The sequence below is a fragment of the Microcoleus sp. SVA1B4 genome (assembly GCF_036700545.1).
Classification (GTDB): domain Bacteria; phylum Cyanobacteriota; class Cyanobacteriia; order Cyanobacteriales; family Microcoleaceae; genus Microcoleus.
Genome location: NZ_JAUBPB010000001.1, coordinates 200,515 through 215,969, shown reverse-complemented (window position 1 = coordinate 215,969; position 15,455 = coordinate 200,515). Strand labels below are relative to the sequence as shown.

General features: G+C 45.2%; 9 protein-coding genes. 4 read left to right on the top strand and 5 right to left on the bottom strand.

Annotation, left to right across the window (positions count from 1 at the left end; all coding sequences use genetic code 11):
- Positions 1-344: 344 nt before the first annotated feature.
- The 4 genes from QT987_RS00850 to QT987_RS00835 form a co-directional block, all read right to left on the bottom strand.
- Positions 345-926 carry a serine acetyltransferase gene (locus tag QT987_RS00850; protein WP_333236455.1) on the bottom strand — a complete coding sequence of 194 codons (582 nt, stop codon included), beginning with the start codon at positions 924-926 and terminating at the stop codon, positions 345-347.
- 195 nt (positions 927-1,121) lie between these two features.
- Positions 1,122-2,132: a glycosyltransferase family 2 protein gene (locus QT987_RS00845; RefSeq protein WP_333057909.1), complete on the bottom strand. Its 1,011-nt coding sequence runs from the start codon at positions 2,130-2,132 to the stop codon at positions 1,122-1,124.
- 223 nt (positions 2,133-2,355) lie between these two features.
- The gene (locus tag QT987_RS00840; RefSeq protein ID WP_333236453.1) at positions 2,356-3,627 is read right to left on the bottom strand and encodes a glycosyltransferase; all 1,272 of its coding nucleotides are present in this window, start codon (positions 3,625-3,627) and stop codon (positions 2,356-2,358) included.
- Between the two features lie 319 nt (positions 3,628-3,946).
- Positions 3,947-4,864, bottom strand: a complete 918-nt coding sequence (locus QT987_RS00835; RefSeq protein ID WP_333236451.1) for a histone deacetylase — start codon at positions 4,862-4,864, stop codon at positions 3,947-3,949.
- Positions 4,865-4,941: 77 nt separating this feature from the next.
- Between QT987_RS00835 and QT987_RS00830 the strand changes: the two genes are divergently transcribed.
- The 4 genes from QT987_RS00830 to QT987_RS00815 all read left to right on the top strand — a co-directional run bounded on the left by QT987_RS00830 (position 4,942) and on the right by QT987_RS00815 (position 13,924).
- The gene (locus tag QT987_RS00830; protein ID WP_333236449.1) at positions 4,942-5,451 is read left to right on the top strand and encodes a hypothetical protein; all 510 of its coding nucleotides are present in this window, start codon (positions 4,942-4,944) and stop codon (positions 5,449-5,451) included.
- A gap of 654 nt (positions 5,452-6,105) precedes the next feature.
- Positions 6,106-10,821 (top strand): response regulator, encoded by a 4,716-nt coding sequence (locus QT987_RS00825; protein WP_333236447.1) that lies wholly within the window; start codon positions 6,106-6,108, stop codon positions 10,819-10,821.
- Complete coding sequence (locus QT987_RS00820; protein WP_333236445.1) at positions 10,787-12,814, top strand: adenylate/guanylate cyclase domain-containing protein; 2,028 nt, start codon at positions 10,787-10,789, stop codon at positions 12,812-12,814. Before QT987_RS00825 ends, QT987_RS00820 begins: the two co-directional genes overlap by 35 nt.
- A gap of 219 nt (positions 12,815-13,033) precedes the next feature.
- On the top strand, positions 13,034-13,924 hold the full coding sequence (locus tag QT987_RS00815) for an alpha/beta fold hydrolase (RefSeq protein WP_333236443.1): 891 nt from the start codon (positions 13,034-13,036) through the stop codon (positions 13,922-13,924).
- Positions 13,925-14,482: 558 nt separating this feature from the next.
- Here QT987_RS00815 and QT987_RS00810 read toward each other — a convergent pair.
- Entirely contained in the window at positions 14,483-15,364 is an 882-nt protein-coding gene (locus QT987_RS00810) for a Cof-type HAD-IIB family hydrolase (RefSeq protein WP_333236441.1), read from the bottom strand.
- Positions 15,365-15,455: the final 91 nt, after the last annotated feature.

Genomic DNA, 15,455 nt, shown 5'->3' with positions numbered 1-15,455 from the left:
GTGAATTCTTATTTTCTTCTGCCGCTTAGTGACAGAAGAGAGGTATCTTGCCTACGGCATCTAGTTTAACGTTGTAAGCCCGGTTAAGCATGGCGATCGAGCCGTCGTGGCCGAGCACGGTATAAGAGGAGAAGTGAACATTGTTGCCGATGCGGACGTAGGCGGGATCTCCAAAGACCGTATTGAGCCAGATGCTGCAATTTTCGCCTAGCGCTTACAAGTTGCCATGGCGGGGGAGAAATTCTGTGTATTCTTGGGCACAGGCGTTACAGAATTGGATGTAAAGGCCACGGAACTTGCCGTAACGCATCGCAAGATGGCGGATAATTTTTTGCAATATAGATCTAAGCATTTTCCTGGTTTTTGGTAGATTGAAGAATCTTGGCAGGAATACCTACTGCTGTTTTGCCTGCGGGAATATCTGATAAAACTACAGCATTAGCACCGATATTTACGTCGTCTCCCAAGTTTACTTTTCCGAGGATTTTTGCACCAGCGCCGACGTTAACCCGATCGCCCAATTGAGGGGATTCCAGCGGCTTGTCCAAATAGCGGTTTCCCAACGTTACACCTTGGCGGATAATGCAGTCGTCGCCGATCGTACAATATCCGTGAATAATAATAGCGTTTTGATGTTCAATCACCACGCGACGACCGAGCTTCACAGTGTAAGGCAAGTCTATCCCGTAACTATTGCGGACTTTTCGGTAGAGTGCTCGATAAATAATGCTCAAAGGAGCTCGCAGTAATTTCGGTTCTACCTGCATTCTCCAGACGCCAAAACGCTGCACTGCTACGGCGCGAAATCCCGGTTTTGTCCAATCTCGACCATGAGCAATCCAGTCTTCTTTAATTTGCTGCCACAGTCCCAGGCCGGGGTCTTCTACTTGATTTTCAGTGGTGATTAAGTTTTGCTCAGTTACCATAAGCTCTAATTCACATTATTTATTGTTTACTCTATTGCTAGATGCCGACGATATTAATGGGTCTATCAGGTTTGTGAGGAAGGAGCAATCCGGTTTTATTGATCGAGAATACTAATTCCTCAGCTGCATCATAAAATATTTTGCTTGCCTAGGCTAACCTGGTTTAGTTGGCTTTGACCCATTTACCAACTCCCTTTAAAAGTTTTTGGATTTTTCAATCTTACCCCCCTTAAAAAATACACTATTTAATACAAAATCTCTCAGCAATTGTGGTGGATCGCCATCGGGTTTGCCTTGAAGTACGCGACGCACCCTCCAGGCTGCAAAACCCGAAGCCCAGGATACATCAGTTAATGCTGTGTAAACCAAGCCGTAGTTTTTGATAAAGTACCTACGCCGGGAATCAAACCAATAGGTAGGCAGCCGCTTGGCGGGCTTTTTGGTGTCAGTGACGCCTGAGCTTTGGCCGACTAAGTGCACAACGCGACTTTCAGGTACGTACCAGCAACTCCAGCCAGCTTTGTTCGCTTGCAGACAAAAGTCCATTTCTTCGCAGTACATGAAATAAGCTTCATCCATCAAGCCAATCTTTTCAAATACTTCGCGACGGACGATCATGCTGGCTCCAGCTACCCAATCAGTTTGACAGGTTTCTTGGGAAATCGGAGGCGCTGCGGCCCAGTTGGCTAATAACTTGGATATAAAGCCTGTCCGCCAACCAAAATCGAGTTCTGTCAAGATGTTGTGAAACCGAAAAGCTGACTCCTGGGGCGTGCCGTCGGGGTCTTCCAAGCGGCTGCCGGCGATGCCGGCTTCGGGATGAGTGTCCATGAAATCGACGAGGGCTTTTAAGGCACCTGGGCGAACTATGGTGTCTGGGTTAAGCAGCAGGAAGTAAGGGGGGGGATTGGTGGATTGGAGGGCGGGACGGATCAGGGCGTTGTTGCCGAAAGCAAATCCGCCGTTGCGCTCTAGGGGAACGAAGGATGCCCATTCATTCCAGCCTTCTGAGGCGATCGCACTACTAATTTCTTCGACAGAGCGATCGCCTGAAGCATTGTCGCCAACTACAACTCGCATACCGGGCAGCGATTGAACTTCGCTAACTAGAGAGCGCAAGCAGTCAATTGTCAAACTAGAGGTTCGGTAGTTAACAATGACAACCAGCAGTGGATAGGGGTGATTGGACTCGCTGGCCTTCGACATAAGTACCGTTGTTTGTTTAACAACTTTTTAGCTCAAGTTGTACCCATCTGGCAAGCTGGAGCGATCGCCCGGAGTACAGGTATCGCTTAAGTAGATGAGTCGGAAAATACACAAGTAGTCAAAAGCGAGGGTAACTCCGTGAAACGAAGCAATCCCAAAGCTTCTGACAGCTTTACATTCCTTTACACAGCCAGGTTTATTTGCGCCTACCTACTTACTTTTTTCATTGCTCCAACATACTTAACAAAAGCTGCCACCGCTGCCGGTGCATTTCTTCGTGAGTCAGGCTGCGAGCCTGTTTCAGACCTGCCATGCCCATATTTTGAAGTAGGTTCAAGTTTTCTCCCGACTGTTTGAGCAAGTTTGCTAAATCAACTGGGTCATTGCAATTACCGATCAAGCCTGTGATGCCGTTTTCGATGCAGTCGCGGAGTCCGGCAGTGTTGTTTGCCAGTACCGATACAGCCTGGGAATAAGCATCGTATACTATTCTGGGCTGTTCGTCTGAGGTGCTGGGAACCACAACAGCATGATATTGTTGCAGCCGGCTGAAGAATTCTCTCCCGTAAGGAATAGTTCCCAAAAGTTCGATCTGTACGGATTTTTGCATTGCCTTGCTGGCTGCTTGGCAGTTGCTTAACAGTTCGCCTTCACCTAGTATGTCCAGCTTGACGGCAATGTTTTCCTCGTCCAAGATTTTCATTGCTTCTAGGAGAACTAACAGACCTTTCTGTGGATGCAATCTGCCCGCAAATAGAATTTTTAGTTGTTTGGGCGAGGCTGACAGTTTTTCCTGCCATATTTTAGTCGCCTCTGCTTCCGAAATAATATTTTCTTCATCTATCCACGAAGCGTGAATTATGTGACTTTTTTTGTGTGGTTTTTTTAATAAACTTTGCTGATATTCTCCCTGTGTAAAGATTGTCAAGTCGGCGCTGTTGATGCACCAGCGATTCAATGTTTCGTATATGTAAGCTTGAATTTTGGCTTTAATGCTGGCAGGGGTTCCCGGCTGCAGCCGCCACGGTGCGGACTCGACTATGAGCAGGTATGGTTTCCGCTGTATCAGGACTATGGGCGTCACTAACCATGCCATCGGAATCGGCCAGCCTGCTACGCCGCTATGTACGATATCTGAAGATGCGATCGCGCCCCAAAGCTGGGCAACCGTTGCCGGCAGCAGAAATATTCCTTTGGCCAAGCTATTTGGGGAGGGAAGGTCAATAAATTTAGCATCAGCAAATGATGTTTCCGAATCCACCTCTATGGTATTTTCGGGGAGGGTTTCTCGCACGCACGGAGATGCTAGCGTGAAGTTTTTCAAATACTTAAAGTGTTGAGTTAGGTCTTTAGCCCACATTAAATCGAGATACCTGCAGCCTTTGGAGTCGCGGAAGGATGGGATGTTGAGGACTAGCAGGTAGTGCTTGTCTATGGGCATCAAAGTCGGTTCTTTGGCCCCATCTTCTGTGATATTTAACGAGTTGGAGTCCATAAAATACACTAGGATTGAATGCGATATATCTATTTTAATGCCACTTTAGCCTGTTTTTAGTATTAATTGACACCCTAAACACGCAATCATATCGCCAAAGAATACTGAAGTCCATATTAAATCTCCCCAATCTGGGTCAATATTCCGCACAGTTTTTGGAACTATACTACAAGCCTTACAGGGCAAGCAGCATAAAAAAGTCGAATTAAATGCCGCGTCAGGGGTAAAGATGACTTTGATTTCATTATTTACGCTAGCCTCAAAGTCAAGTAAGAATAAGCCATTGGGCAATAGAAAAAGTGTCCGGACTCTTGCTGGATCAAAGTCGATACTGCCTGTAGGCTTGACTGGCAGCTCGGTGCAGCAGCGAATGTCGGTAAACTAACCCCTTAGCGTCATCGGAATAGCCCCCGCCAATCACGCAGGCAACGGGATAGCCGCCGGCCAAACACGCCATCAAAACTTGCATTTCCCGGCGAAATAAGCCCGTATCAGTTAAAGCTAATTTTCCCAGTTTGTCACCGTGATGAGGGTCTACTCCAGCATCGTATAAAACTAAGTCGGGCTTGACATTTGAAAGCAAATCTGGTAAGAATTTATCCAAGGTTTGTAAATATTCGTCGTCCTCCATACCCACAGGCAAAGGTACATCTAAATCGCCCTTTTGTTTAGTGCCGGGAAAATTGACTTCGCAGTGCATCGAGAAAGTAAAAACACTGCTGTCATCTTGAAATATTACGGCGGTTCCGTCTCCTTGGTGGACATCTAAATCGACAATTAAAACTTTGCGAACTAAACCATTTTTTTGCAAGACGCGAGAGGCGATCGCCAAATCATTAAAAATACAAAAACCAGACCCAAAAGCAGGGAAGGCGTGATGAGTTCCGCCCGCAGTATTGCAAGCCAAACCGTAGTCTAAAGCGAGCTTTGCAGTTAGTACAGTTCCTGCAACCGCAGTGCAAGTGCGATTAGCAAGGGCGCGACTCCAAGGCAGACCAATTCGCCGAGTCGCTTTGTTATCCAGCGTCCCGTTGCAGTAAGCTTGAACATAGGAGTGGTCGTGGACTAATTCAATCCATTCTTGAGGGGGAAGTTCGGGAGCGTGAAATTGCGATTTATCTGCTACCCCGTCCGCGAGCAGCATCTGGTAAAGCATCCGAAACTTTGCCATCGGGAAGCGGTGATCCGGTGGCAGGGGTGCAACGTAATCTTCGTGGTAAATAATTGGTAAGTCCATTAAAATTATTGTATAACGAATGAATCTCCAATTGAGCGCCTGCAATCTCAAATTTAAATTCGCTGGAGAACTTGTATATGCAACAACTAAAAACAGTCTGGCAGTCCGGCAGCACCGACCCCGAAAATGCTGACAATCTCGATAATATCAGTCAGTGGTGGGGAAACCTGAACGGGAAAGAAATTAGCTGGGTAGAGCGACTGATTCCGCAAATCGGCGGTTTGAGCGAAATTCACTGGCACCCCCAGCGTTTTGACGAAACATTTGTGATAGTCAATCCCGAAATTCGGGAGGAAACTCTCTATTGGTACAAACCAGATTCTCCTGTCCAACGTAACAACACTGTTGACAAATTAGAACTTGACAACTTGCAACAGCAATTGTACATCTATCCTCAGTTGGAAGCGGAACTGGTAATTCGCGTAGGAATTCCCGAAGTTAAATATCAAACACTTGAATTAAACAATCCCGAAATAGCCTTAGCCGAAGATAATCTGCTGCTGCTGTGGGAATCCGATCAAGAACTAGAAATTAAAATTTACTTGAGCAATGAAAATATTGCTAAACTTAAGGAATTGCTAGCCTAGAAAAGACCGAGAAAATATTTTATAGGGTAAGCTTTGGGTGCGGGGTGGATTGCTATTATATACTCTTAGTTACCTATAAATATCTTAAGACTCAGGAGTCGGTGGGTCAAAACCGAGGTTTTTCACAGCCATACTTTGTTGCAGCGACAAGAGTCAAAAACGGTTTCTTCACCTCGTGGTATGTCCATGTGTGTATCTGTGCTAAAACCCTTTGAACGTGCGAGCAAAATGTCCAGAAAGTTGTGTTATCCTCCGGGCAATTTTAATGCTAAACTCCAGCAAGAAACTGTCCTGGGCGAATCAACCGGGTTGTACGAAAATACTTTGTCGCAGCCATTGAACAAAGTTAAGAAACCCGGTTGCTTTGGTCTGGAGTGCCTAAGCGATGATTGTTTTTCAGCCAAGTTAATTTGTACAGCAAATCAGGCGATTTCTTTTGACAACAAAATGTAGTTAAGTACGGTTATTTTGAGTGAAGAATTAAGAGAAGCAACCAAGAAATTGAAAAAACATAAGGTGCGTTAGTTGATGGCTAATATCTAAAGTTAATCCTCTATTTGCTGAGTGTAAAAATGTTTAATAAATAATGATGAGCGGAAGAAATCGCTAAATATATTAAATCATCAATCTGCTGCTAGAAATAAAAAAATCACAATGACCAGACAAAAAATGATATTTGACAAAGAAAGTATTCACATTTTAATTATTGACGATCAGCCCCACAACCTGCGGTTTATATCAAATATATTGACGAAAGAAGGGTATAAAGTTCAGCGGGCGATTTCGGGAGAAATGGCGGTCAATGCTAATTTAGCAGTTCTCCCAGACTTGATTTTGCTAGATATTGCTATGCCCAAAATGAACGGATATGAAGTCTGTGCTAGACTGAAATCCAACGAAAAAACTAAGGAAATTCCGGTTATTTTTTTGAGTGTTTTTGAGGAGACTTTTCACAAAGTCAAAGCTTTTGAAGTCGGCGGTGTTGACTACATTACTAAGCCTTTTCAAGTGGAAGAAGTTTTAGTGAGGATCGAAAGTCAATTGACTATACAACAGCTATCAAAACAATTAAAACAGCAGAATGCCCAACTGCAACAAGAGGTAGAATTTCGCAAGCGAACAGAACAATCACTCCGGGAAAGCAAAGCGCGGTTGCAAAAATTGGCGGTCAATATACCGGGAGTTCTTTATCAATTTATCAAGAAACCAGAGGGAAATTTTAAGTTTGAATATATTAGTTATGCTTGTCGGGAGATTTACGAATTAGAGAGTGAGGAAATATTAAAATGTCCCGACTTTTGCTTCGATCAAAATCATCCAGATGACCACGAATATCTGGTAAAACAAATTGCTACTAGCGCCCAAACTTTAGAACCTTTTGCCTGTGAATGGCGGATTGTTACGCCGTCGGGTAAACTCAAATGGCTCCAATCTAATTCTCGACCAGAAATGCGCGATAATGGCGATATTGTTTGGTATGGCGTACTTTTTGATATCAGCGAGCGCAAGCACGCAGAAATAGAAATGGCTGGAGCTAAAGCTGCTTTAGAACGGCAAGTTCAGCGAGAATTGCTGATTGCAAAAATAACTCAAGAAATTCGCTCAAGCTTGCAGCCAGAACAAATATTTCAAATAGCTGCCACTCAAGTCGGTCTGGCATTCTGCGTCAATCGCTGTTTGATTCATACTTACGTTACTACCCCCCAAGTCGATATTCCTCTGGCTGCAGAGTATCTCGAACCCGATTGCGAATCTATTCGGAACGTACCTGTTCCAATTTGGGGCAATCCTCACGTCATACAAATGATGATACAAGATCTGGCGATCGCCTCCAACAATGTTTATTCAGACCCTCTTTTGCAAGCTGTTCAACCGATTTGCCAGAAGGTTGGGTTAAAATCGATGCTGGCAATTCGCACTTCCTACCAAGGCCGGGCAAACGGTGCTATCTGTTTGCACCAGTGCGATCGCTACCGGGAATGGACTTCAGAGGAAATCGACTTATTAGAAGCTGTGGCTGCTCAAGTAGGGCTCGCTATCGCTCAAGCTAAACTGATCGAACGAGAAAAAAACCGAATTCAGCAGCTCGATCGACAAAATAAAGTGCTGCAAGCAGAAATTCGCACCCGTGTCCGCGCCGAGCAAGCTCTGCAAGAATCTGAAGCAGAATTGCGGGCGATTTTTGCCGCCATGACTGACACAGTTTTAGTGAGAAATGCAGAAGGGCGCTGTATCAAAATCGCCCCGACAGCATCAACGAATTTGGTGAAACCTCCCAGCGAAATGATTGACAAAACCGCCCACGAAGTCTTGCCGAAACCTATAGCAGATTTAGTATTAGATGCCATCCAACAAGCTCTAAAAACGAAGCAAACTATCAATGTTGAATATAGCTTTAAAGTCGGAGAGCGCGACGTTTGCCTCGATGCTAAAGTTTCTCCGCTGACTCCAGATTCAGTGATTATTGTGGCGCGAGATATTAGCGTTCGTAAACAAACAGAATCCGCACTCAGAGAAAGCCAGCACTTCATTCAAGCAATCGCCGATTCCAATCCCAACCTGTTGTACGTTTACGATGTAATTGAACAGCGGAATGTTTATGCCAATCGACAAATTTCGACGATGCTCGGATATACCGCCCAAGAAATACAAGATATGGGTACAGCAATGATGCCAATTCTGCTCAACTCCGACGATTTGCCAAATTTTTTTGATAGCGTACAAAAAGTTGATCAAGCCAAAGACGGTGATGTCGTTGAATGTCAATACCGAATGAAACACAAAAACGGTGAATGGCGGTGGATGCACAGTTGGGATACAGTATTTCTCAGAACAGCCGATGGTAAACCCAAACAAATTCTCGGCACTGCTAATGACATCACAGACCGCAAATTAGCCGAAGAAAAACTGCTAGCATCCCAACAAAGAATCTCATTTTTATTGCAGCAAACGCCGATCGCCATTATCGAGTTAAACCTCAATTTTGAAATTATTACTTGGAATCCCGCAGCCGTTGCTATTTTTGGCTACAGTGAGCAAGAAGCGATTGGTCGAGTTGCCTCCGATTTGATCGTACCTGAAAGCTATCAACCGCAATTATCTGAGATTTCCAATCACGACTTGAACGCCAAATCCAGCGGGACTACTGAAAATCTGACTAAAGACGGCAGAATTATCATCTGCGAGTGGTATAATACTCAGCTAATTGACGATAACGGTACAGCGATCGGCATTGCTTTAATGGCTGTAGATATTACCGAACGCAAGCAAGCAGAAACCGAACTGCAAGAAAGTGCTTTACGACAAAGAGCGATCGCCCGCATCATTGAAAGAATGCGGCAGACTTTAGATATCCGAGAAATTTTTCACGCCACAACCCGAGAATTGCGCCAAACCATGAAGTGCGATCGAGTCGCTATTTACCGTTTCAATCCAGACTGGAGTGGCGAATTTGTAGCCGAATCCCTTGATCGCAAGTGGGTTTCTTTCATCCAAGCACAGGATACAGATTCTAACCTTACTGAAGGCGCTTTAGACAGCGAACTTTGCCTAGTCCAAAAATTAGATAGTATCTCACCAGAAGTCCACGATACCTATTTGCAACAAACCAAAGGCGGAGCATACAGCCGAGGTAAAACTTACCTTTGTGTCCCAGATATTTACAAGCAAGGTTTCGATAATTGTTACATCCAGTTGCTAGAAAAATTTCAAGCTAAATCATACATTATTGTACCAATTTTTTCTGGAAAAAAGCTCTGGGGATTACTAGCATCCTATCAAAATTCTGCCCCCCGCCAGTGGAGTGAAGCTGAAATCAACGTTGCAGTTGATGTAGGTACTCAGCTAGGAGTAGCATTACAGCAAGCGGAACTGCTTGCCCGCACTCAAAGGCAGTCCATGGAGCTGATTAAATCCAAAGAAAACGCCGAAGTTGCCAACCGCGCCAAAAGCCAATTTCTAGCTTCCATGAGCCACGAACTTCGCACGCCTCTCAACGCCATTCTCGGTTTTTCCCAAGTCATGGCCCGCAACAGTTCTATCACGGAAGAACAAAAAGAATACATAGAAATTATTAACCGCAGCGGCGAACATTTGCTAGAACTCATCAATGATGTTTTGTCAATGTCCAAAATAGAAGCAGGTCAAATTACTATCAATCCTAGCCGCTTTAATCTCTACGACTTTCTCAACAGTCTCAAAGAAATGCTGCAACTAAAAGCCAACTCAAAAGGCTTGTATCTAATTTTTGAAAATTCCCATAATTTGCCGCAGTACATTCAAACAGACGAAGCTAAATTGCGGCAAGTTTTAATTAACCTACTCGGCAATGCAATTAAATTTACTCAACACGGAACCGTTACTTTGCGCGTCAGTAGCCACGCTGAAAAAGACGTCATAGAAGAAAACAAATCCCAATTGTATTTTGAAATTGCCGACACGGGACCCGGCATTTCTCCCTCGGAACTTTCCACATTATTCAAGCCCTTTGTACAAACCGAAACTGGTCGGAAATCCATGCAGGGAACTGGTCTGGGATTGCCGATTAGCCAACAATTTGTCCGCATTATGGGAGGTGATATTGCTGTTGAAAGTCAACTCGGCCAAGGCACAATTTTTAGCTTTAATATCTGGGTTAACTTAGTGACAGAAAGTGATGAGCAAGAAAAACCACCGATTAAACAAGTTATTGGTTTAGAAGCAGGACAAGACATTTATCGGATATTAATAGTTGAAGATGTAACGGAAAATCGCCAACTGCTGCTTAAGCTGCTGGTTCCCCTGGGATTTGAAGTCCGGGAAGCAACTAACGGTCAAGAAGCAATTGCTTTGCATTCAACTTGGAAGCCGCACTTGATATTAATGGATATGCTGATGCCCGTGATAGATGGGTATGAAGCGACAAGAGAGATTAAGAAAACTCTCGAAGGTAAAGAAACAATAATTATTGCCTTGACAGCCAGTGCTTTTGATGAGCAGCGACAAATAATTTTGTCTGCTGGTTGTAACGATTTGATATGTAAACCGTTTCGGGAAGAGGTACTCTTTGAAAAGATAGCGCATCATCTCAACCTGCGTTATATTTATGAAAAAGAGAACTTATCTACTTCTTTTTCTACACCGACGCTGCTTAAAAGTTTGACCACCGAGGATTTGAGTGTAATGCCCACAGACTGGGTGGTCGAGTTGCACCGAGCAGCACTTTGTGTTGACGACAACCGCATCCTCGATCTGATCAAGGAAATTCCCGAAACTGAGGCAAATCTCGCTAACGCTTTAACAGATTTAGTCGATAATTTTCGGATAGATATCATTATCGATTTAACTCAATTATATTATGATGAACGACCATCCATTATCAGCGACTCGTAAAGACATTCTGATCGTTGACGATATGCCGGATAATTTGCGACTTTTATCCACTATGCTGACATCTTACGGGTATCATGTCAGGAAGGCTATTAACGGACACTTGGCTTTGCAAGGGGCACAAATATCTCCTCCCGATCTAATTTTACTAGATATTAATATGCCACAAATGAACGGGTATGAAGTTTGTGAGCAGTTAAAGTTAAGCGAAAAAACTCAAGATATTCCGGTAATTTTTATTAGTGCGCTAGATGACGTGCTGGAAAAAGTTAAAGCTTTTCAAGTAGGAGGAGTGGATTATATTACTAAACCGTTTCAAGTAGAAGAAGTCTTAGCCCGCGTCCAAAACCAACTTTCTCTTCGTTCGCTGCAATGCAAACTGCAACTGCAAGCTAGGGAACTGCACGATCGCAATTCTAGATTGCAGGAAGAAATCGCAGAACGGCAGCGGGCTGAAGAATCAATCCGGTTTTTGCTGGAAACGACGCGGGCGATCGGCGAAGCTGTAGACTTTCACTCAGCTTTAGAAGTAATTTTGCACCAAGTGGGCGAAACAATCGGATGGGATGTAGGAGAAGCTTGGATTCCCAATGCAGAAGCAACTGTGCTGCAATCTGCCAGGGGCTGGTATGCCAGCAACGCGAGGATGGATGCGTTCCGCAAGCAAAGCGAACAACTGACATTTGCCATGAATATAGGCCTGCCGGGACGAGTTTGGGCATCCAAGCAACCGGAATGGGTAGAAGATATTTCCAGGGGCTACCCGCATTTTTTCCGAAGTCAAATAGCACTAGAACTCGGATTCAAAGCGGGTTTTGGTGTGCCGATTTTGGTAGGCGATGAAGTATTGGCAGTGCTAGTTTTCTTTAAAATTTCGTCGGAAGGGAAAGACGCACAATTTATAGACGTTTTCAATGCGGTAGGCACTCAATTAGGTTCTTTGATTCAGCGGAAACAAGCAGAAGAATTGCTACGTATTGCCCAAGAAAAATATCACAGCATTGTAGAAAATGCGATGGAAGGCATTTTTCAAAGCACGCCTTCAGGAGGCTATCTCAGCGCTAATCCAGCTTTGGCAAAATTGTACGGTTACGACTCGCCAGAAGAACTGATGTCCGAGATTAACAATATTGCTCAGCAACTGTATGTTGACCCAGAACGCCGCCGCGAATTTGTGGCTGCTATGGATGCTGAAAATGCCGTTTCGGGGTTTGAATCTATGGTATGTCGCAAAGACGGGCGCCGGATTTGGGTGTCAGAAAATGTTCGGGCTGTTCGAGATGCAAAAGGTGAGCTGATCTACTATGAGGGTACTGTTTCTGACGTTACAGAGCGCAAGTTAGCCCAAGAAGAGCTCAAAATTCAACAAGAACAAAGCGAGAAGTTGCTGTTAAATATTTTACCCAAACCAATCGCAGAACGCTTGAAGGCAGAGCAAAGTACGATCGCCGACAGTTTTGCCCAAGTAAGTGTTTTATTTGCTGATATTGTTGGCTTTACTGAGTTGTCTGCTAGAATGTCTCCCACCGAGTTGGTAAAGCGCTTGAACGTAATTTTTTCGCACTTCGACCAGTTAGCTGAAAAGTACGGTGTGGAGAAAATTAAGACTATTGGCGATGCTTACATGGTAGTCGGGGGATTGCCTACGCCGAGACAGGATCATGCCGAGGCGATCGCCCAAATGGCCCTGGGAATGCAGGAAAAAATAGCAAAGTTGTGCGCCGAGACAGGGGAAAAACTGGCAATTCGCGTTGGCATCAATTCCGGGCCGGTGGTTGCGGGAGTGATTGGTGTGAGCAAGTTTACTTATGATTTGTGGGGAGATACGGTGAATGTAGCGGCGAGGATGGAAGCTACGGGTTTTGCCGGCAGAATTCAAGTTACTGATGTTACTTATGAGCTTTTGAAAGATAAGTATTTGTTTGAGAGGCGAGGCGTAATTCCGGTAAAAGGTAAGGGGAATATGATGACTTATTGGTTGCTACAAAAAAAGTAAAAATTGGGAATTGGGAATGGGGCATGGGGCATGGGCCAAACAGAGCATTGGGCATGGGGCATTGGCCAAACAGGGCATTGGGCATTACAACAAATAAGCAATAACCAATAACCAATAACCAATAACCAATAATTCATGACTACTGACTACTGACTACTGACTACTGACTACTGACTACTGCTATGATGAAAGTAGTTAACGAAACTTTACATAATAGCCGTGACTGCACAACAATTAGTATCTGCAACAAGTTTTGAAAAGCTAATTTGGACTTGGAAAGGTCACAAAATCCAATATACCGTCCAAGGAACTGGCCGCCCTCTGATCTTGATTCACGGATTTGGGGCTTCGATCGGACATTGGCGGCAAAATATCCCCGTACTCGCAGCCGGCGGCTATCGCGTATTTGCTTTGGACTTGCTGGGATTCGGTGCTTCCGCCAAACCAGCCCTAGATTACACTCTGGAATTGTGGGAAGAATTGCTGACTGATTTCTGGGCGGATATGGTACTAGAACCGGCGGTATTTGTCGGGAATTCGATCGGCGCTTTGCTGAGTTTGATGGTAGTCGCCAACCATCCAGAAATATCAGCCGGCGGTGTCTTAATCAACTGTGCCGGCGGGCTCAACCACCGACCGGACGAACTGAATTTCCCGCTGCGAGTAGTGATGGGGACTTTTACTAAATTAGTTCGATCGCCCCTGATCGGCCCCTTTGTCTTCAACAACATCCGCCAAAAACACCGCATCCGCAACACCCTGCGCCAAGTCTACGGGAACCGCGAAGCCATCACTGACGAACTCGTAGAACTCCTGCACGCCCCCTCCTGCGATCCCGGAGCTCAACAAGTGTTTGCATCGATTCTCACAGCCCCTCCAGGCCCTCAACCGTCAGAATTGCTGCCCAAAGTCGATCGTCCGTTATTGGTACTTTGGGGCGCAGACGACCCCTGGACGCCAATCGCCGGCAGCCAAATTTATCAACAATTGGCCGCCAACGATAAACCAGTGAAATTTGTTTCCATTCCCAACACAGGTCACTGTCCCCACGACGAGCGGCCGAGTGAAGTCAACGCTCTGATTTTGGACTGGCTGCTGGAATTGAAGTAAAATTTTTCTGCTCAAGGTAATGCTTGGGCGATCGAGTCAAACCCTTGCATTGCAAGAGTTTTGCCTCACTCCACCGCACCGACACCCCCGCAGCAGCCGACTCAAAAAACAATTTTTGGAAAAAGTATTGACACAATTTACTGAGTCAGCTATATTGATGGACGTGTGAGGAGCGAACCAGAAGAAGCACCGAGACGAAACACGGCCAGTCGTCGGTGCTTTTTCTGTTGCAAGGCATTTTTAAGAGTTTTAAATTATCTATAATTCACATCCAGAAGATCGGTAAGCCCGCCCCGCTTTCTTCAATTCTTCTTTCGCGTTCTTAGCGTCTTCGCGGTTCGTTAAATAAATATTCGATGTTGCAAAAAAAGTAATTGACTCCACTTGATCGGGAAAAATCCGAAAAAGTGGATCTTTTTAGATCATCAAAATTTGATTGCATAGAACTCAAAACTAGACAGTTATATAATAAAAAATTGTCGCTGGGTCGGGGCGGGTTGATCTAGATTTTTTCCAGATGTCGCTAAACCCACCCCTGCGGTATTGGTGCTGCAAATATCAACGATCGCCCAAAACAAATTGTTCGATCGCAGCCACCACCCCATCTTCCTCCACATCCGGCGCCACCCAATCAGCAGCAGCCTTCACGCCATCAGGAGCATTGCCCATCGCCACGCCCACACCCGCGTAGGCAATCATTTCCACATCATTAAAATTGTCGCCGATCGCCATCACGTTCGCCGCCTGTAAACCCAAAAGTTCCTCCGCTAAATACTGCACCGCATCTCCCTTATTCGCCGAAGGATGCGTAGCTTCAAAAAAAGTAGCAACCGATTGAGTCAAATAAAGCTCCGCAGGCGTGTAGCGCTGCCGCATACTGCTGAGCAAGCCGTCGAGTACCCCCGGATTCTCGCACAATGCCAAAACTTTCGTCGGTTCCCCGGGAATATCTCGCCGCAAATCTTTAATCACCATTGGTTCAATGCCTGATCGTTCGGCATAAATTCGGGTAGCTGCGGTAATTTCCGGCACGTAAAGTTGGTCGTCAATGTAGAAATGGATCGAAAGCAGCGGTCGCAAATGCGGTTCTTCAAAATAATCTAACAGTTGCAGAGCAGTTTGTTTCGACAGCGGCAAGTGCCGCAGCCGTTTTTGAGTAGCGTGATCTTGAATCCATGCGCCCTGGTAGCAAATCAGTGGCAATGTTGAGCCGATGTCGCGGTGAAAACGCAAAGCTGATCGGTACATCCTGCCCGTAGCGACGGCTACTTTCACTCCCCGCGACTCGGCCGCCAAAATTGCCTGCTTGACTGGTTCTCGGATGGTATTTGACATACCTGCGATCGTGCCGTCTATATCCACTACCAGCAATTGAATGTCTGCGGTGCCAAAAGCGCGATCGGTCGCATTAGCTGGATTTGAGGCAGTTATATTCTGCATGATTTTTTTAGATTTTAGCTGTTGATTTGCACGCACCCGTTTATTTTGGCACTGGTGGGATAGCAAAGTGCAATTTCGGATTTTTTGAAGA